The sequence below is a fragment of the Streptomyces sp. MK7 genome (assembly GCF_032658145.1).
Taxonomy (GTDB): domain Bacteria; phylum Actinomycetota; class Actinomycetes; order Streptomycetales; family Streptomycetaceae; genus Streptomyces; species Streptomyces spiralis.
The window spans coordinates 283,996-300,323 of the sequence record NZ_JAVACL010000004.1 but is presented as its reverse complement, the minus strand read 5'-3'; the positions used below and the strand labels follow the sequence as shown (position 1 = coordinate 300,323).

The window sequence follows — 16,328 nt, the reverse complement described above, 5'->3', positions numbered from 1 at the left end:
CGGCTCGCGCATCGCGGCGGGCAGGAGATGACCTCCGGTCGCCGCCCGGCGTTTGCCGACCGTCACCACGGGATGCTCCTGGGACGGCGATGCCACCACCAGCCGTCCGCCTTCTCGCCGGTCTTACCGTCGGCGTCATCCTCGGTGTGCTCGGCGAAGACCGCGTCCAGTTGCGCCACAGCGGTCCGCAGCTCTTCGGCATGCGGCGCGCTCACGCCGGCAAGGGCGTCCGCGAGGTCGTCCCGAGCCTCCAAGTCGCGCCGGAACAGGTCATGCCGGTAGCGGCCTGAGGGCAGCCAGTCGGACTCCAGCCGCCGGGCCAGTCGCTCCCATACGCGCAGGGCATAGTGCACATGGCCCTCGACCGTCGCGGTCGTACCCGTCGGATATCCGCTGAGGAAGGCGTCCGCCACCGGCGTGTCGATGTGCTGCCTGTCCAAGATCTCCGGCAGGATCTCGACACTCGCCCCGGGGAGGTCCTCCACTCGCTCCTCCACGGCTCCGACGCGATATCCCGTGTCGTCCCCGTGGTCCACCGCCTCCAGACGGCACCTGACGGAACGACCGTCCGGCACCGCGACCCAGTACGCACTGGGCAGTTCGATCTCCGACGGATAGAGCACGGAGCCACCCGTGCTCACCGCCAGCCGCTGTGCGAGAACTCCTTCCGTAAGACGTCCGGCGATCCGTTCCTCCACCGTGACGTCCAGTTCCAGCGAGAGGTCACCCGGCGGCAGCCGGCGGTAGGTGCACAGCACGGGAGCCTCCCAGTCGCGCCCTTCCTGGTCCCCGTCCGTTTCCGCCACGTCCACGGCTTCCTCGGGCACCGCCAGCAGGCCGGCCAGCGCCGCACGGAGAACGGCCGGCTCCGTAGCCGCGACCGTGAAGAGGTTGCCGATCACTTGTACGTCCCGTCGTAGATTTCCTTCGCCTTCTGCACCTTCGCCGGATTGTTGACGAATTTGGGGTCACGCTGCAATTGCTGCGACTTGCTGAGGTCCCCCTTGTTGCGGGCGATCTCCTTCAGCGCCGCGTACTCGATGCGGTCCAGCTCGACGAGCCCGGGTCCGGACTTCGGGAAGACGGTTCCGTTGCCCTCCACCTCGTACCTCCGCCCGTTGATCTCGTACGTGTTGCCGTCCGACAGGAGTTTCGCGCGACCGTTCGCGATCCCTTCGATGTCGGAGCGCACAAGGTCTTCGTTGCCCCTGAGGATCACCGTGTTCCGTTCCTTCACCTGGCCACTGGACGCTCCGCTGACCGTGTGGCGCTTGTTGGGGAACTTCAGGACCTTTCCGCGCGCGGGGCCGGGAACGTCTTCCCTGGCCTGCCACTCGTTGGCGGGTCTGCCGCCCTTCCGCTGGGCCTCCTCGGCGGCGGCCTCCGCCTCGTCCGCCTGCTTGCGGGCTTCCTGGGCCGCCTTCTTGGCCTCCTCGTCGCAACCGCCCTCGGCGAGGACGACGTACGGGGAGGACGCGTCGGCGGCCAGGACGGTGGTGCCGGTGCCGGCGGAGCCGATGACCGGCCCGCCGGGCTCCTCGTACGGGTCGTCGCCGTATGGAACCCTGCGCGCCGGGGCGGAGAGGACGCAGCCGGACTCCCGGGCCTTCTTCTCGGCCTCGTCCGCCGCCTCGTCGGCCCGCTTGGCCGCCTTCTCGGCGCCCTCGGCGTCCCCGGCCCTGGCCGCCTTCTTGGCGTCCTCGGCCGCCTTGCCCGCCTTCTCCGCGAGCCTGCCCAGCTTCCCGAGCCTGCCGAGTTTCCCCAGCTCGCCGACCTTCTCCACGATCTTGGCCCCGTCGTAGCCGGGGATGAAAAGGGAGCCGACGTTCCATATGACGTGGGTGACGGCGCGGGTCTTGTCGCCCTTGTTCCAGTCGTCGGCCACGTCGTCGCCGATGAACAGGTCGTAGAGCACCGTCCCGCCGGTGTGCAGCGAGGCTCCGCCCCAGTCCCAGACGGCTCCGAAGTAGTCGCCCTTGGACCACTTGTCGCGGGCGCCCTTGGAGTTGTTCCACCACTCCTCGCCGAGCTGCTTCCCGTAGTCGCCGATGCCCTTGAGGGTGTCGAGGGGGTGCCGGACCATTCCCCAGATGCCGGTGAGGTCACCCCAGACGCCGTCGACGAACAGACCCTCGCCGGCCTGCTTGAGCTGATTGCCGGCACATCCGAAGAAGGCTCCTACGCCGGAGAAGCAGCCGTCGCCTTTCTTGTCATCCTTCTTGTCATCCTTCTTGTCGCCTTCCTTGGTGCCGTCGCCGCCGTCGGTGGTCGTGCTGCCGTTGCCGCCGTCGGTGATCGTGCTGCCGTTGCCGCTGGTGGTGCTGTTGCCGTTGCCGGAACCGGCGTTACTGCCGGCCTCTGTGCCGGTGCCGACGCCCCCGTCGCCCGTGGGGGCGGGGCAGCCCGCGCCGACGACCTTGCAGACCTGGGTCTGTATGCCGCCCCATATCTGCGTCCCGAGCCCGCTGACGACCAGAGCGGTGACGATCGCGACGACGATCGCCACCAGGCCCGCGTACTCGATCGCGGTCTGTCCCTCGTCCCGCCGCCGCCACCGGATCATCCGGGCGAGGGAGAAGCCCCGGCGCTCGGCGCGCTCGAGTTCCGGGAGCCCGTACCACTCGCGGCTCTCGGACTGGAGGAGGAAGTGGACGATGAGGACCGGCAGCAAGAGCTGGACGCCGCCGCGTGCCGAGCCGCCCGCGAGGTTGACCAGCCCGCCGAGGATCAGCCAGGCCTGCACGGCGATCAGCGCCCACCGTACCCAGGCCCCGCCCTCCCACGTCCGCCGCGCCAGCCACCATCCGAGGACACCGGGCGCGGCGGCGTAGGCGGTGAGGGCGACGACCCCGCCGTCGAGTGCGTTGTACGACGAGGCGGTGAGCAGCAGCCCGATCCCGCCGAGCACCGTCGCGACGAACAGCGTGTGCACCAGCACGAGCGCCACGGACAGGGAGCGGGGCATGTTCCGCCGTCCCCCGCGCCCGGACGGCCACGCCCCGTCGGACTCCGGCACTCCCCCGATCGAGGCCATGCTCCCTCCCCGTGTTGACACACTCAGGGGAGGCTAGGAAGCAACTGCCCGCCCAGGATGGGTCTCTGGGCCCAAACCGGTACCCAAATCGCACAGACGCACGTCACTCCTGACAGGGACGCCGTCACCCCAGGAACGCGGACGGCGCCGGTTCGCGCCGACAGGCTTCCAGGCCGCCGTCACACACTCGTGTGCACGCGGGCGAGGTATGCCGTCGCACCCTCCCTGGGCAGCACCGCCCACGTGCGCGTGCCTCCGCCGGGTTCGCGGGCGTCGCCGAAGCCCCAGTCGCCGCCGCAGGCGCGCACCACGCAGGCCGGCAGGCGAAGGGACGAGCGGCGGCGCGCGTCACATGCGGCGGCGAGGCGGGGGTGGGTGTGGCGCGGGTGCGCGTCATAGAGGACGACGCGGAGGGCGTCGTCGCGGTAGCGGATACAGAAGCACACCTCCGGGGAAGTCGTGAAACGGTGGGCTGATGCGGCGAGTTCGCTCGCCACCTGGACAGCGGGGTCGGTCATGTCCGCGAGGCCGTGGGCGCGCAGGACGGTGCGGGTGGTCGCGCGGGCGATCGCCGGGGTGCGCGGGGCGGCAGGGAGGGTGAGACTGTAGCGGAGGGTTTCGGGGGTCGGGTGTGTGGCGGGCCAGTCGACGGGGGTCGTGGGCAGGCAGGCCGAGATCGCGGATACGGACATGGCAACTCCCTTGGTCAGTGGGGTTGGTTGTCGCTCCGCACGTGCGCACGGTGGCCTGTCACCTGGGCCTGGCATGGCACGGGTGATGCACTTCCGTCCGGGGGCGGAGGGTCGTAGTCGACCTGTCACGCAATGTAAGACCCTGAGAGTCACAGTGTCCAAGAATTCAGAGATATTTACCCCTTACGGGATTGGACCTGCGCGGTGCGCCCCAGGCAGACTGAGGTCCATGGCCACGAGAAGCACGCCGACGGAGCGGCAGAAGCGGCTCGGTACCGAGATGCGGAAGATGCGGCTCGCAGCGGGAGTCACCACCGAGTACGCGGCAGGGCTGCTCGGAATCGAGCGGACTCGGCTGTCCAACATGGAGTCAGGCATCCGGCCGTTCTCGGCAGAACGGATTCGCACCCTCGCGTGCAACTACTCCTGCTCGGACGGCGATTACGTCGACGCACTGGTGGCCGTGGCCGAGGACAAGGAACGTGGCTGGTGGGAGCAGGACCGAGGCACACTACCGGCCGGGCTGCTGGACATCGCCGAACTGGAGTGGCACGCCACGCGGGTGCGGACCGTGCAGTTCATGCACGTGCCCGGTCTGCTCCAGACCGAGGACTACGCCCGTGGCGTCTTCGCCGCCGTCCTGCCGCCGTTGAGCCGGCTCGAAGTCGAGCTGCGCGTGGCGCACCGCATGGGCCGGCAACAGGTCTTCGAGCGAGAGCACCCTCTCCCCTACATCGCATACGTCCACGAGGCAGCCCTGCATATGCGGTTCGGCGGCACCGAGGTGACACGGCAGCAGCTGAAACACCTGGCGGAGCGGTCCGAACAGGACAGCATCGAGGTGCGAGTCGTCCCCACAAGCGTCAGCGGCTTCCCCGGTGCCGGACACGCACTCCTGTACGCGGAAGGCGTCGTGCCACAGCTCGACACCGTGCAACTGGACTCCGCGCACGGCCCGGAATTCACCGGTGCCGAGGCCCAGCTCACCAAGTACCGTGCCCACTTGGACTGGATGGACGACGCGGCACTGCCGCCGACAGCCTCGCGCGACCTGATCCGAACCATCGCCCGCGAACTGTGAGGACGCCACCGTGGCCGAGATCGACTGGGAAGAGCCCTACTGCGGCGAGGGCAACAACTGCTTCCGCATAGGCACCGACTCCGAAGGCAACGCCTACATCGCCGTCGCCGGGCAGGAGGACCGCCCGCTGACCGACAGCAGAGACGCCCTCCGGGCCCTGATCCGGGAGATCAAGGCGGGGAGGGCCGATCACCTGCTGTAGGGATCAGCGCTTCCGGCTTGCCGGGGTGGCTTCCCGCATCCTGCGCCGCATCTCGGTGGATTCCTCGTCCGTCACGTAGTGCCCGAACCGCTCGGCGAGCAGGACACGGGTACGGTCGGCACGTCCCCTGATCTCGTCGGAAGTCAGGGTTTGAGCCATGTCCTGCAGGAGGGCACGAAGGCTGATCCCCCGGGCCCCGGCAACGGCTACAAGCTGATCACGGACTTCGGCGGGCACGGGGATCAACGCGTCGGGCATGCCACTTGTATACGTGTAACCGGCAGCCGGTGCCCCTTCCCCCTGGCCCCGGGGACCGAGACCAGGGGAGGTCGCTCAGCCGATCATCTGCCGTTACGCGGCCGAGCAGTGATTTGCTACACCTTTTGCTACTCTTGCCTCATGGAGGATCAGGAGCAGTTCGGCAAGGATGAGGGGCCTGCCCAGAAAGTCAGCGTGTCCATGCCTGCGGGGCGCATCGCGGCCGTCAAGGCACGCGTGGGTGCGCGCGGCTTCTCCGCGTATGTGAGTGCGGCCGTCGAGCGGCAGATACAGCGTGATCTGCTGGAGGAACTGCTCCAGGAGAAGGAGGCGGAGATCGGCCCACCCACGCCCGAGGTCCAGGAATGGGCCGCGGAGATCTTCCGTGAGGCCGAGTCGATGGCAGCGCACGAAGAGGCCGCGCGAAGCCAGGGAGAGAGCGACGGCCCGGAATGGCACGCGCACAAGGCCAGTTGAGCCATGGCGTGCTGCTCCTCGACAGCGAGGGGCTGAGCAAGTTCATGGCCAACGACCCGTACCTCACGGGGCTGGTCCGTACCGCCCAGGCCAAGGACACCCTGGTGGCCTTGAGCAATCTGACGCTGATCGAGGCCTGGCACTCCAAGGTCCGTATGGACCACCTGCGCTGGCATGTGTCCCGATTGGAGATCCTTCCGGTCACGGACGCCATCACATGGCGCGCCATTGACCTACTGCGCAACGCCAACCTGCACGGACACAAGTACGCGATCGATTCCGTGGTGGCCGCGACAGCCCTGGGTTTCTCCGGCCCCCGGATCATCGTCACTTCCGACGTGGACGACATGAACAAGCTGTGCGGCGACAAGGTCCGCGCCGTGGCTGTGTGACCCGCTGGGTGGGGGCCCCGGCCGGCGACAGCACAGGATGGTCCGGGGGCACGGTGGTGGATCAGCTCTGCGTGCGCGGGAACGTCACCTCCACCCGGCGGTTCTTCTTGCGGCCGTCCTCCGTCGCGTTGTCCGCGATGGGGTACTGCTCGGCGTAGCCTCGTACGTCGAAGGTGATGTCCGGGTCGTTCAGTTCCTGGGAGAGGACGTCCTGGACGGCGTTCGCGCGCTGCTTGGACAGGACCACGCCGTGTTCGTGGGTGCCCAGGTTGTCGGTGAAGCCGAAGACGCGGACCTGGGTCGCGTGCTGCTTCTTGATCTCCTGCGCGATCCCGTCGATACGGGCCCTCGCCTGGTCGCTCAGCTTCGCGCTGTCCTTCGCGAACAGCACCTCGGCCTGGAGCGCGAACGTCACGTCCGTGTTGGTGTCCTCACGGCGCTCCTCGCCGCCCTGGTCCTCCACCACCGACTTGATGTCCAGCACCTTGGGCGCGGCGAGCGTGGCCCCCTCGGGCAGCTTCAGGTCCGGGTCGTTCGGGTCCACCTTCACGGGGGCGGAGGGCGATGGCTCGGTGCCTGGTGGTTCGCTCGGGCCCGTGTCGGCGTGGGCCGCCATGGCGCCGTAGAGGTTCGCGGTGACGAGGAGGGTGGCGGTTGTGAGGGTGAGGGTGAGGCGGGTTCGGGTGTGGGTCATGGTGGGCCGCCTCAGCCGGAGATCTTGATGGTGCCGCTGGAGAAGGTGGGGAGTTGCAGGCTTACGTCGGTGACGTTCGCTGGGGGTGAGGGGAACTGCATGAAGACGGGGATGGTTTGGCCCGCGTCTACCGTGCCCAGCCCAGTCGTCGTCAACGGGCGCCCCTCGGTATCCCGCAGGACGTAATACCGCTTCTTACCCTTGGAGTCCACCAAGGTGGCGCCACCTAGCGAGATCCCGTGCTTGATGATTTCAGTCTCGTCACCACTGACCTGGGCCGGAATGGGAACGGACTGGGCGCCGTCATTCTTCAGGTTGCCATTCACCGTGACGAACCCTCCGGAGTCCCGTTGGGCTGAGACGATCTGAATCAGCAGGCCATCTGCGCCCCTGAGCTCAGCCAGCGGTGCTGCTGACTGCCCTTCCTGAGCACTCGGCTCAGACCCGCCATCCTTGGAGGCAGAGGCCGTAGCATCCGGCTTTTTGTCGTCACCGCCGCCACCACCACAACTGGCCACGCCCACGGCAAGACCGGTCGCAATGATCAGCGCGGCCATCCCCCTGCGGGCCTTCGCAGTGAACCGAATGCTCATCACTCTGCTTCCTTCATCGCTCGTTGTTCGCTTGTCAGTCGACCAGGTGGACATCGAAGAGGTCCTGGGGCTTCGGCAGATCGGTGAGATCCTTCGGGTCGAGGTCCCAGTACTTTCCGTCCTTGCATGTGAGGCGAGGCAGCGCGTCGGACCCGGCGTTCACGGGCAAGGGCTTGAACTCGCAGCGCCGCGTGATCACGGCTTCGGCGTGCGCCTTGGAGCGCTTGCTCTCCGTGATGGGGACGACCGACTTGCCCATGGTCTTGTTGGTCTCGACATCTACCGTGTAGGCCAGCGGGCCGCTGGGCCCGCAATCAAGCACATGGGCGTCGTTCTGTGAGGCGAGTTCATACGCACGTCGGCACGGAGGACGGAGCTCCTGGCCAACGCCGTCAAAGACCTGCTGCCACTTGGTCGGATCGAGTACGTCCTTCACCCACTCGCCCGCGAGCTGATCACGTCTGTCCTGAGCCGCCGCGAGCGCCGCGGCGTCAGCCGCCGTCTGGGCACCGCTTCGGTTCACCGTCGCCTGGCCGACCGCGAAGTAAGCGAGCGCAAGAAAGAGCAGGCCCCCCACCACCGTGATGTAGATGGGGAAGGCCTGCCCTACGTCGCCGTAGCGTCGCGGTCGCGTCAATTGCCGACCTTGCCGATCAGGCCGGTGATCTTGGTCAGAATCGTCTGACCGATGCTGGTGCCCGTGATCGCCAGCACGATCGCGACCACCACCGCGATGATGCCCAGGTACTCGACCGCGGTCTGCCCCCTGTCGCCGGCGCGGCGCTGGAGTGCCTGGGCCGTCGTGTTCTTCCAGCCGTTCACGCGGACCTTGGTCGCAACCGCGGTCTTCAGCATCAGGTCGCTCATGGTGTTCCCCTCCGGGTCGAGTCTTCGTGCCGCTTGCGACACCGGAAAGGTAAGGCGGAAGGCCGCTTCGAACGGAGGGTCCCTGGGCCCAATACCGGGCCCAAAGGGTGACCCAGCCGCTCCTCCCCCGTACCGTCGTCATCTCACATCACCTCAGTCCTCGTGGTGACGGGTCCGGGGCCGTGCCGAGCCACTTCGCGGCGGCCTCGGCGCGGCTGGTGCTGTGGAGCTTGGCGAAGATGCGGTTGATGTGGTTCTTGACGGTCTTCTCGCTGATGAAGCAAGTAGCGGCGATCTGCTGATTGGTCATGCCGGACGCGATGAGGTCCATGATCTCCGCCTCCCTCGTGCTGAGTTGGAACCTCGACCTGTCGACGGCGGCCGGGGGGCCACCTGTCCACCCAGACGACGACTGTCCCACATCTGGTTGCAGTTGCGAAAGATGTTCCGCAGAAGTGAGGCGCGTGCCGGGTGTTGGGATTCCCGCTTCGTGTGCAGTCGCACCTCCCGGGTCGTCAGGGAGGATGCTGGACGACCGGTCCCGGCGCAGTTGTGCCAGCAGCGCGCCCGCCGCCGTGGCGGTGAAATGGGGCCTGCCCTCCTTGGTGTCCCGTACGGCATCGACCAACTGGTCCGCCGTGAACTCTCCGTGGACCAGGTAGCCGCCCGCGCCCCGGCGCAGGGCCTCCTGGACGATCTCGGACTCGCGGCTGTAGGTCAGCATGAGGACCGGGGCGATCCGCACCAGGTACGGGAGTGCGGAGATGCCGTCAACGCCCGGCATGCGGACGTCCAGCAGAACGACGTCCGGGCGATGCGTGTGGGCCGCCTCCCAGGCCGTCCGGCCGTCCGCCGCCTCCGCGACCACCGTGATGTCCGCGCGGCCGGAGAGCAGCGCCGTCAGGCCGGCGCGGACCACCGGGTTGTCGTCCGCCACGACCACGCGCAAGGGTGCGGGCGGTGGCGCGGGCGGCAAGGTCTCGAAGGGGTTCGGTGTCTGGTCCCGCATCCGCGGTCTCCTCCTCTCAGGTCCTGGGCGTCGTGGGTGCTGTGGTTGGCGGAGCCGGCGGTGCTGGCGGTGCTGTCAACGCGCCCACCGGGAGTTCCACCCGGACCTCCGTGCCCTTGGGGTGGCTGCCGCGGCCGATGCGGATGCGGGCGCCCACCGAGGCGGCGCGCTCGACCATGCCGACCAGGCCGAAGTGGCCCGTGCGGCGGAGCTGTTCCAGCGTGGTGCCGGGGGGCAGGCCCCTGCCGTCGTCGTAGACGCTGATGCGCAGCAGGTCGCCGTGGACGCCCGCCTCTACGTCGACCCGGCTCGGGGCCGCGTGGCGGTGGGCGTTCTCCATCGCTTCCGAGGCGATGGTCAGGATCTGGCGGGCCACGGCCGGCGGGACGGGCGGTACGCCGGGGGCGCCCGTCGGACGGTAGGCGGCGGGCAGGCCGGTGCGGGCGCCGAAGTCACGGGTGCGGGCCGCGAGCTCGACCAGGACGTCCGTGCCGTGGGTCGGGTCGTGCTCGCGGCGCAGGTCGGTCAGCAGTTCGCGGGCCTCGGCGGCGGCCCTGCGGGCCGAGCGGGCGACCAGTTCGGCCTGGTGTTTGACCAGGGCCGGGTCCATGCGGTCGGCGCCCGCCGAGCCCGCCAGGCCGTCCGCGGCCAGCGCCACGCCGTGCAGGGTCTTCGCCACCGAGTCGTGCATCTCGCGGGCCAGGCGGGCGCGTTCGGCGCCCACCGCCTCCGTGACCGCCAGGCGGGCCTGGACCGTGGTCAGGGCGCGGGTGGCCGCGCCGAAGCGGAGCAGCAGGGTGCGCTGGGTCGCGCCGGCCGCGCCCGCGATCAGGCACAGGCCGGGGAACAGGGCCGACTGGGCCAAATTGGCGTGCAGCTCCCTGTCGCCGGCGTAGACGACGAGCAGGATCAGCGACTGGAGCGAGGCGAAGCCCGCCGCTCCGCGCCAGCTGTAGACGAGGCCGGCGAGGAGCGGTGTGCAGACGCTGACGTAGGCCAGGGTGCTGTCCGGGCCCGCCGCGATCAGGAGCAGCGAACCGAAGAGGGTGTCCAGGGCCAGCAGGGTGGGGTGGCGAAGGAGGAGGGGGCCGAAGCGTTCCCAGTCCCTGAAGAGGACGTACGAGCCCATGAAGGTGACGACGACGGCCGCGCCCACCAGGCGGGTGGCCAGGCCGGGGGCGGCGTGGACCAGGGCGGCGGGCGCGGAGAGGGCGATCATCGCCAGGCGGAAGGCGAAGACGTGGCGGCACATCGCCTGAAGGGCGCTGATCTGGATCTTCTCGGGGGCGAGGTCCTCCGGGGGGTGCGCCGCGGTTTCGGCCTCGACTTCGCCTTCGGCCGGGTTCTCGTTCTCGCCCGCAGCACCCGTGCGGCTTTCGTGGTCGGGTGCGGGTGGCCCCTGTGGGACCTTCTCGCCGTCGGCGGTCTTCCGTCCGGGGGGCAGCTGGGTCCCCGTGTCCTCCGCCGGTTCCCAGCCCGGTGGCAGGGCCGGGGTCGCCGATGTCACCGGGATGTCGGGGGCGCCCGTGCGGACGTGGGCGGGGAGAACCGTGCCCGCCGGGGGTGTCGTGATCTCGGCGGTTCTCGAGCGGCGGCGCAGCAGGCCCGTGCGTGCTGTGCGCTCTGCCCGTTCCGTGCGTTCTGTGCGTCCTGTACGTTCCTTCGCCGTCGTCATGATCTCCTCAGCCCCCCTACTTGCCCGTGACCGAGCTGAAGTCCACGCCGGAGCCCAGGAGCAGGCCCGCGGTGAGGAGGATCATGGTGGCCGGGACCATGAAGGTGGTGATCATCATGGTGGCCTTGGGGACCGCGCGGGCGGCCTTGCGGCGGGCGTTCTGCGCGTCGGTGCGGCGCATGTCCTTCGCGAGGGCGACCAGGGTGTCCACGATGGGCGCGCCCAGTTCCTCGCCCTGCTGGAGCGCCGTGACGAACATGGCGACCTGCTCGGAGTCGTTGCGGCGCCGCAGTTCCGCGAAGGCCTGGCGGCGGCTCATGCCGAGGTCCATCTGACGGAGGGTGATGCGCAGTTCGTCCGCCCAGGGGCCCTCGTACTTGGAGGCGACCCGGTCCAGTGCCTGGCGGAAGCCCAGGCCGGCGCTGACCACGACCGCCAGCACGTCCAGGAAGTCCGGCAGGGTCCGTTCGATCACGTCCCTGCGGATGCGGATGGCGGACCAGATGCCGACCTCCGTCCAGAACGCGCCGAAGGCGAAGAGGAGCAGCGCCACCAGGAACTGGCCGCGCAGCACGAACACCAGGCCGCCCACACCGCCCAGGAAGCCGTACACCGCCCGCCGGGCCGCGTAGCGGTCGATCGTCAGGCCGCCCGGGTTACCCGCAAGGTCGATCTTGCGGCGGTACCTGGCCACCAGCTTGGGGCCCATCAGGCGCAGTACGGCCGGGGCATAGCGCATGCCGAGGCGGTCGATCACGGAGTCCACCGCGCCGGTGCGGGTGGAGCCCACCTCCAGGGCCAGCGCCAGGTCGTCGGGCAGTCTGGCGTCCGCCCGGTACATGCGGATGCCGGCGAAGACGCCCCAGACGCTGAGGCCCGTCACCAGTGCGAGCAGCAGTGCCATCCCCGGTTCCCTTCCCTGGGCCTGGGCTCAGACGTCGATGCGGGACAGGCGGCGGATGAGGATGAACCCGACGGCGTACAGCGCGAACGAGATGATCACCGCGCCCTGGCCGATCGGGGAGCCCGTCATCCGGTCCAGCGCGCCCGCCTTCACGCCGTTCATGAGCAGGAGCGCGCCGATGCCCAGGACGGGGACCGCGTACGAGGTCATGTTGACCTGGGAGAGCTGGGTGCGGATCTCGCGGCGGGTCTCCTTGCGCTCCTCCAGGGTCTCGGTGAGGTTGCGCAGGGCGCTGACCACCTGGCCGCCCGCCCGGTTGGACAGGACGAGTGTGGTGACCAGGACGACCAGCTCACGGGAGGGCAGGCGGTCGGCCAGCTCGCCCAGCGCGTCGTCCATCGAGGAGCCCAGCGCCAACTGGTGGGCGACCTTGCCCAGTTCCTCACCGGCCGGGGCCTCCAGTTCCTCCGCCGCCATGCCGATGGCGGTGCGCAGGGCGAGGCCGGCGTGGGTGGCGTTGGCCAGGATGCGGGCCAGTTCGGGAAGCTGGTTGATGAACTTCTCGATGCGTTTCTGGCGCTGCCAGCTGAGGAACTGCATCGCCGCCCCGACACCCAGCAGCCCGGCCAGTGGGCCGAAGAACGGCGCCAGGGCGGCCTGGCCGATCAGCCACAGGGCGGCCACCGTGGCGAGCATGCAGGCGAAGAACTCGCCCGGCGTGACGTCCAGGCCCGTCGCGGCCAGCCTCAGTTCCAGCCTGCGGCCCAGCCTTGTGCGGCGCAGCCGGCGGTCCAGGTTGCGGAAGCGGCGCCGGCGGCCGACCGTGACCTGGCCGGTGTGGGACAGCCGGTCGACGAGTGCCGCCCGCTGGGCCCGGCCCATGGCGTAGGCGTGCAGGCCCATGACGGCCAGGACGCAGGTCAGCAGGGTGACGCCGGTGGTGAGGGTGACGAGGGTGCTCAGATCCATGGGGACGGTTCCTACCTGCCTACCTGGCTTCTCGGGTGGCCAACTGGTCTGCGGACTGGGCGACGCCGAAGGCCTGGGGAACGGGCTGGCTCGCCATGTAGAGGCGGTCGGCGGTGCGGCGCGGCAGCGGGTGGTACTCGAAGGCGCCGTGGATCCGGCCGTCGGCCGTCATGGGCTGTGCGGCGAAGCGGGCCACGGTCGCCAGCCGGTACGGCTCGCTGCCGTGGCTGTCGAGTACGGCGATCTCGGTGACCCGGCGGGCGCCGTCGGCGAAGCGGGTGAGCTGGACGATCACGTCGACGGCGCTGTTGATCTGGTCGTGCAGCGCCACGAAGGGCACCTCCACGTCGGACATGGAGGCGAGGGTCTGCAGGCGCATCAGCGCGTCCTCGGCGCTGTTGGCGTGCACGGTGGCGAGGGAGCCGTCGTGACCGGTCGACATCGCCTGGAGCATGTCCAGCGACTCGCCGCCGCGCACCTCACCGACGACGATGCGGTCGGGGCGCATGCGCAGCGAGTTGCGCACCAGGTCGCGAATGGTGATCTGGCCCCGCCCCTCGACGTTCGGCGGGCGGGACTCCAGCCGGATCACATGCTGCTGCTGGAGCTGGAGTTCGGCGGAGTCCTCGATGGTGATGACGCGCTCGCCCTCGGGGATCAGCCCGGACAGGGCGTTGAGCAGGGTCGTCTTCCCGGTGCCGGTGGCTCCCGAGACGATGATGTTGAACTTCGCCTGCACCAGCCCGGCCAGCAGGTACAGCATGTGCTCGTCGAGCGAGCCGAAGCCGATCAGTTCCTGGAGGGTGAAGGAGCGCGGGAAGCGGCGGATGGTGAGGGTGGGGCCGGTGAGCGACAGCGGCGGGATGATCACGTTGACGCGCTCGCCGGACGGCAGCCGGGCGTCGACCATCGGGTTGGACTCGTCCACGCGGCGGTTGACCGTGGAGACGATCCGCTCGATGGTCTGCATCAGCTGGTCGGTGGAGGCGAAGCGGAGCGGCAGCTGTTCGACCCGGCCGCCGCGCTCGACGAAGATCGCGTCCGGACCGTTGACCATGATCTCGGTGATGGAGGCGTCCTCCAGCAGCGGTTCGAGGATGCCGAGGCCCAGCGCCTCGTCGACCACCCGGCGGATCAGCTGCGAGCGCTCCACGGTCGACAGGACCGGGCCCTCCCGGCTGATGATGTGCCCGAGCACCCGCTCCAGCCGCACCCGCCGCTCGGCGGCGGCCAGCGAACTCATCTCCGCGAGGTCGATCTCCTCCAGCAGCTTCGCCCGGTAGGAGGCGACGAGATGACCGTCCTCGCCCCGGCCGACGTGCTCCTCGGGGGAGTTGATGCGTGCGCGGAGGCTCATGGGTCCAGGGCTCCTCGTCCTCGGTCAGTGGTCGAGCGGCATGGTGGCGGTCTTGTGGGCGTCGCCGATGGGGTCCCAGAGAGGGATGATCGACGGGATGTGGACGGTGGCGGTGACCTTGACGGTGTCGTCGCCGGGCGAGGCCTCGCACGTGGTACCGCTCGCGAGCCAGCTGCTGACCGCCTGGGCGCAGGCCTGCTGGGCGCTCTGCTGCAGCGAGGCCGCACGCGCACCCGCCCGGGCGGCCGTCCCTGCCTGCAACGCGGTGTAGGCGACGAGTCCGATCTGGATGGCCGCCATGGCGACCAGCATCAGGATCGGGATGAACCCGAGGTACTCGATGGCGACTTGACCACGATCGCCGTCTCTGTGCCTGCGTCGGCAGCTGCGGGCGTACGGCATGTCAGTGCGGCACCTCCTCCACGGCTCCGGCGTGGCCGGTCACCGGGATCGGGAAGCCGATCAGGCCGGGGAGCAGCACCGGTACCTTGAGCCTGACGGTGGCCTGGACGTAGCCGGTCCCTGTCCCGTCGCAGGTGATGTCGGCGCCGTCCTGCCACGCGCCCGGCAGATCCTTCTCGCCCGCCTGCTGACATGCCTTCCCCACCGCCCCCGCCCGCACCGCCTCGTCCGCAGCATTCCCCGCGAGCGTGTACGTGTATCCCAGCAGCACGCACTGCCACAGCAGCACCAGCGTGATGACGATGGTCGGCGCCATGCCGAGGAACTCGATGGCGACCTGCCCGCTGTCCGAGCGGAGCCGCAGCCGTAGACCGCTGTCCGAACCGGGCCGCAGCCGTAGACCGCTGTCCGAGCGGAGCCGCAGCCGTAACCGGCGCCCCGCACCGACGGCACGTCCCCTCATCCCCCCGCCCCCCTGCGCCGCCGGAAACTCACCGACCCCCGGTCGCCCTTCAGCCGGCCGCCGCCCTTGCGGTCCCCCTCGGCCGTCCTGACGATCCCTAGCTCGCCCGCGAGGCCCCACAGGGCCTGCTTGACCGTGCTCCTGTTGTCCAGCTCGTGGATGCGGCCGGCGTCGACCGCGCCCTGGAGTTCCTTGAAGTTCGCGGGGATCGCCGTGCCCGCCACCGCCGTGCCGGTGATCTTCTGGATGAGCGGCGGCTGGATCTCCGTACCGCGGGTGTGGCGGTTGACGACGATCGTCGTCTCCTCGGCCTTGCGGATCTGGAGCCGGTCCCACATCCGTACCGTCCGCTTGGCGCCGCGCACCGCGACCACGTCCGGGGTGGTGACCAGCAGGGCGGTGTCGGCCATCTCCACGGCGGCCGCGCTCGCTCCGCTCATCTGGGCGCCGCAGTCCAGGACGACGACCTCGTAGCGGGAGCGCAGGGCGCTGACGATCTGGCGGGCCGCCCGGTCGGTGACCTCCTCGCCGCGTTCGCCCTCGCCGGGGGCGAGCAGCAGGGCCATGCCGGTGTCGTGGCGGAAGACGGCGTCGGCCAGGACCCGCGGGGAGATGTCGGCGATGGCGGCCAGGTCCACGACCGAGCGGCGGAACTGCACGTCCAGGTAGGAGGCGATGTCACCGGCCTGGAGGTCCATGTCGACCAGGGCGGTGCTGTGCCCCGAGGCCTGTGCGGCCAGGGCGAGCTGGATGGCCGTGACCGTGGCTCCCACGCCGCCCTTGGCGCCGCTCACCGTGACCGCGCGGCCGCCGATCCCGGTGAACACGTCGCCGCCGTGCCCGAGGTGGCGCCGCACCCCCACCGACCACTGGGCCACCGCCTGCACCCGGCTGACCAGCTCCTCGTAGCTCAGGGGCAGGGCCACGAGCCCCCGTGCCCCCGAGTCCATGGCGGCCGAGAACAGGCCCGGACTGGCGTCGGAGGTGACGAGGATGACGCCGACCGCCGGGAAGCGCAGGGCGACCTCGCGGATCAGTTCCAGGGCCGGTACCGGGCCGATCCGTTCGTGGACCACCACGACCTCGGGCAGCTCGTCGATGGACTCGGCGGCCAGGCGCGCGAGGGTGTCGACGAGCTGGGTGGAGTCGGCGACAGGGTTCACCGGCTCCGCGTCGGGGAGCTGGCTGAGCAGTGTCGTGAGGGACCGGACCGCGTCCGCGTCGCCGACTGCCGGGAGGATCCTGGTGGGCATGCGTGC

General features: G+C 69.8%; 20 protein-coding genes. 4 read left to right on the top strand and 16 right to left on the bottom strand.

The window, feature by feature from the left end:
• Nucleotides 1-62: 62 nt before the first annotated feature.
• The 3 genes from R2S09_RS08125 to R2S09_RS08115 form a co-directional block, all read right to left on the bottom strand.
• Nucleotides 63-902, bottom strand: coding sequence for a hypothetical protein (locus R2S09_RS08125; RefSeq protein ID WP_316740273.1), 840 nt, complete (start codon nt 900-902; stop codon nt 63-65).
• Nucleotides 899-3,034, bottom strand: coding sequence for a hypothetical protein (locus tag R2S09_RS08120; RefSeq protein ID WP_316740272.1), 2,136 nt, complete (start codon nt 3,032-3,034; stop codon nt 899-901). Before R2S09_RS08120 ends, R2S09_RS08125 begins: the two co-directional genes overlap by 4 nt.
• 179 nt (nt 3,035-3,213) lie before the next feature.
• On the bottom strand, nt 3,214-3,726 hold the full coding sequence (locus tag R2S09_RS08115) for an ATP-binding protein (RefSeq protein WP_316740271.1): 513 nt from the start codon (nt 3,724-3,726) through the stop codon (nt 3,214-3,216).
• Nucleotides 3,727-3,955: 229 nt separating this feature from the next.
• Here R2S09_RS08115 and R2S09_RS08110 point away from each other — a divergent pair, with 229 nt between their 5' ends.
• Together R2S09_RS08110 and R2S09_RS08105 are read left to right on the top strand one after the other, a co-directional pair.
• Nucleotides 3,956-4,807 carry a helix-turn-helix transcriptional regulator gene (locus R2S09_RS08110; protein WP_306189567.1) on the top strand — a complete coding sequence of 284 codons (852 nt, stop codon included), beginning with the start codon at nt 3,956-3,958 and terminating at the stop codon, nt 4,805-4,807.
• Between the two features lie 10 nt (nt 4,808-4,817).
• Nucleotides 4,818-5,009 (top strand): hypothetical protein, encoded by a 192-nt coding sequence (locus R2S09_RS08105; protein WP_316740270.1) that lies wholly within the window; start codon nt 4,818-4,820, stop codon nt 5,007-5,009.
• Nucleotides 5,010-5,012: 3 nt separating this feature from the next.
• Here R2S09_RS08105 and R2S09_RS08100 read toward each other — a convergent pair whose 3' ends face one another.
• Nucleotides 5,013-5,267: a hypothetical protein gene (locus tag R2S09_RS08100; protein ID WP_316740269.1), complete on the bottom strand. Its 255-nt coding sequence runs from the start codon at nt 5,265-5,267 to the stop codon at nt 5,013-5,015.
• A 141-nt stretch (nt 5,268-5,408) separates the two neighbouring features.
• Here R2S09_RS08100 and R2S09_RS08095 point away from each other — a divergent pair, with 141 nt between their 5' ends.
• A complete protein-coding gene (locus R2S09_RS08095) occupies nt 5,409-5,744 on the top strand; it encodes a hypothetical protein (RefSeq protein ID WP_316740268.1) in 336 nt (111 codons plus the stop codon).
• Nucleotides 5,720-6,136: a DNA-binding protein gene (locus R2S09_RS08090; RefSeq protein WP_316740267.1), complete on the top strand. Its 417-nt coding sequence runs from the start codon at nt 5,720-5,722 to the stop codon at nt 6,134-6,136. Before R2S09_RS08095 ends, R2S09_RS08090 begins: the two co-directional genes overlap by 25 nt.
• Nucleotides 6,137-6,197: 61 nt before the next feature.
• Here the strand turns inward: R2S09_RS08090 and R2S09_RS08085 are convergent, their stop codons facing one another.
• The 12 genes from R2S09_RS08085 to R2S09_RS08030 form a co-directional block, all read right to left on the bottom strand.
• On the bottom strand, nt 6,198-6,830 hold the full coding sequence (locus R2S09_RS08085) for an OmpA family protein (protein ID WP_316740266.1): 633 nt from the start codon (nt 6,828-6,830) through the stop codon (nt 6,198-6,200).
• An 11-nt stretch (nt 6,831-6,841) separates the two neighbouring features.
• Nucleotides 6,842-7,423, bottom strand: coding sequence for a hypothetical protein (locus R2S09_RS08080; RefSeq protein ID WP_316740265.1), 582 nt, complete (start codon nt 7,421-7,423; stop codon nt 6,842-6,844).
• 34 nt (nt 7,424-7,457) lie between these two features.
• Nucleotides 7,458-8,060: a pilus assembly protein TadG-related protein gene (locus R2S09_RS08075; protein WP_316740264.1), complete on the bottom strand. Its 603-nt coding sequence runs from the start codon at nt 8,058-8,060 to the stop codon at nt 7,458-7,460.
• On the bottom strand, nt 8,057-8,290 hold the full coding sequence (locus tag R2S09_RS08070; protein WP_316740263.1) for a hypothetical protein: 234 nt from the start codon (nt 8,288-8,290) through the stop codon (nt 8,057-8,059). The genes R2S09_RS08075 and R2S09_RS08070 overlap by 4 nt, the downstream gene beginning before the upstream one ends.
• 148 nt (nt 8,291-8,438) lie before the next feature.
• The gene (locus R2S09_RS08065) at nt 8,439-9,299 is read right to left on the bottom strand and encodes a response regulator transcription factor (protein ID WP_316740262.1); all 861 of its coding nucleotides are present in this window, start codon (nt 9,297-9,299) and stop codon (nt 8,439-8,441) included.
• A gap of 16 nt (nt 9,300-9,315) precedes the next feature.
• Nucleotides 9,316-10,974, bottom strand: a complete 1,659-nt coding sequence (locus tag R2S09_RS08060; protein WP_316740261.1) for a histidine kinase — start codon at nt 10,972-10,974, stop codon at nt 9,316-9,318.
• A gap of 16 nt (nt 10,975-10,990) precedes the next feature.
• Nucleotides 10,991-11,878, bottom strand: a complete 888-nt coding sequence (locus tag R2S09_RS08055) for a DUF5936 domain-containing protein (RefSeq protein ID WP_306189578.1) — start codon at nt 11,876-11,878, stop codon at nt 10,991-10,993.
• Between the two features lie 27 nt (nt 11,879-11,905).
• Nucleotides 11,906-12,847, bottom strand: coding sequence for a type II secretion system F family protein (locus R2S09_RS08050; protein WP_316740260.1), 942 nt, complete (start codon nt 12,845-12,847; stop codon nt 11,906-11,908).
• Between the two features lie 19 nt (nt 12,848-12,866).
• Nucleotides 12,867-14,204, bottom strand: a complete 1,338-nt coding sequence (locus R2S09_RS08045) for a CpaF family protein (RefSeq protein ID WP_306189580.1) — start codon at nt 14,202-14,204, stop codon at nt 12,867-12,869.
• 24 nt (nt 14,205-14,228) lie between these two features.
• On the bottom strand, nt 14,229-14,606 hold the full coding sequence (locus R2S09_RS08040; protein WP_306189581.1) for a TadE/TadG family type IV pilus assembly protein: 378 nt from the start codon (nt 14,604-14,606) through the stop codon (nt 14,229-14,231).
• Between the two features lies 1 nt (nt 14,607).
• Nucleotides 14,608-15,069 (bottom strand): pilus assembly protein, encoded by a 462-nt coding sequence (locus tag R2S09_RS08035; protein ID WP_316740259.1) that lies wholly within the window; start codon nt 15,067-15,069, stop codon nt 14,608-14,610.
• Complete coding sequence (locus tag R2S09_RS08030) at nt 15,066-16,322, bottom strand: AAA family ATPase (protein ID WP_316740258.1); 1,257 nt, start codon at nt 16,320-16,322, stop codon at nt 15,066-15,068. The genes R2S09_RS08035 and R2S09_RS08030 overlap by 4 nt, the downstream gene beginning before the upstream one ends.
• Nucleotides 16,323-16,328 lie beyond the last annotated feature (6 nt).

What these genes read in the sequence shown, in the direction of transcription:
- R2S09_RS08120 (WP_316740272.1), bottom strand. Translation starts at nt 3,034, where the DNA reads ATGGCCTCGATCGGGGGAGTGCCGGAGTCCGACGGGGCGTGGCCGTCC.
- R2S09_RS08115 (WP_316740271.1), bottom strand. Translation starts at nt 3,726, where the DNA reads ATGTCCGTATCCGCGATCTCGGCCTGCCTGCCCACGACCCCCGTCGAC.
- R2S09_RS08110 (WP_306189567.1), top strand. Translation starts at nt 3,956, where the DNA reads ATGGCCACGAGAAGCACGCCGACGGAGCGGCAGAAGCGGCTCGGTACC.
- R2S09_RS08100 (WP_316740269.1), bottom strand. Translation starts at nt 5,267, where the DNA reads ATGCCCGACGCGTTGATCCCCGTGCCCGCCGAAGTCCGTGATCAGCTT.
- R2S09_RS08095 (WP_316740268.1), top strand. Translation starts at nt 5,409, where the DNA reads ATGGAGGATCAGGAGCAGTTCGGCAAGGATGAGGGGCCTGCCCAGAAA.
- R2S09_RS08090 (WP_316740267.1), top strand. Translation starts at nt 5,720, where the DNA reads ATGGCACGCGCACAAGGCCAGTTGAGCCATGGCGTGCTGCTCCTCGAC.
- R2S09_RS08085 (WP_316740266.1), bottom strand. Translation starts at nt 6,830, where the DNA reads ATGACCCACACCCGAACCCGCCTCACCCTCACCCTCACAACCGCCACC.
- R2S09_RS08080 (WP_316740265.1), bottom strand. Translation starts at nt 7,423, where the DNA reads ATGAGCATTCGGTTCACTGCGAAGGCCCGCAGGGGGATGGCCGCGCTG.
- R2S09_RS08070 (WP_316740263.1), bottom strand. Translation starts at nt 8,290, where the DNA reads ATGAGCGACCTGATGCTGAAGACCGCGGTTGCGACCAAGGTCCGCGTG.
- R2S09_RS08065 (WP_316740262.1), bottom strand. Translation starts at nt 9,299, where the DNA reads ATGCGGGACCAGACACCGAACCCCTTCGAGACCTTGCCGCCCGCGCCA.
- R2S09_RS08060 (WP_316740261.1), bottom strand. Translation starts at nt 10,974, where the DNA reads ATGACGACGGCGAAGGAACGTACAGGACGCACAGAACGCACGGAACGG.
- R2S09_RS08055 (WP_306189578.1), bottom strand. Translation starts at nt 11,878, where the DNA reads ATGGCACTGCTGCTCGCACTGGTGACGGGCCTCAGCGTCTGGGGCGTC.
- R2S09_RS08050 (WP_316740260.1), bottom strand. Translation starts at nt 12,847, where the DNA reads ATGGATCTGAGCACCCTCGTCACCCTCACCACCGGCGTCACCCTGCTG.
- R2S09_RS08045 (WP_306189580.1), bottom strand. Translation starts at nt 14,204, where the DNA reads ATGAGCCTCCGCGCACGCATCAACTCCCCCGAGGAGCACGTCGGCCGG.
- R2S09_RS08040 (WP_306189581.1), bottom strand. Translation starts at nt 14,606, where the DNA reads ATGCCGTACGCCCGCAGCTGCCGACGCAGGCACAGAGACGGCGATCGT.
- R2S09_RS08035 (WP_316740259.1), bottom strand. Translation starts at nt 15,069, where the DNA reads ATGAGGGGACGTGCCGTCGGTGCGGGGCGCCGGTTACGGCTGCGGCTC.
- R2S09_RS08030 (WP_316740258.1), bottom strand. Translation starts at nt 16,322, where the DNA reads ATGCCCACCAGGATCCTCCCGGCAGTCGGCGACGCGGACGCGGTCCGG.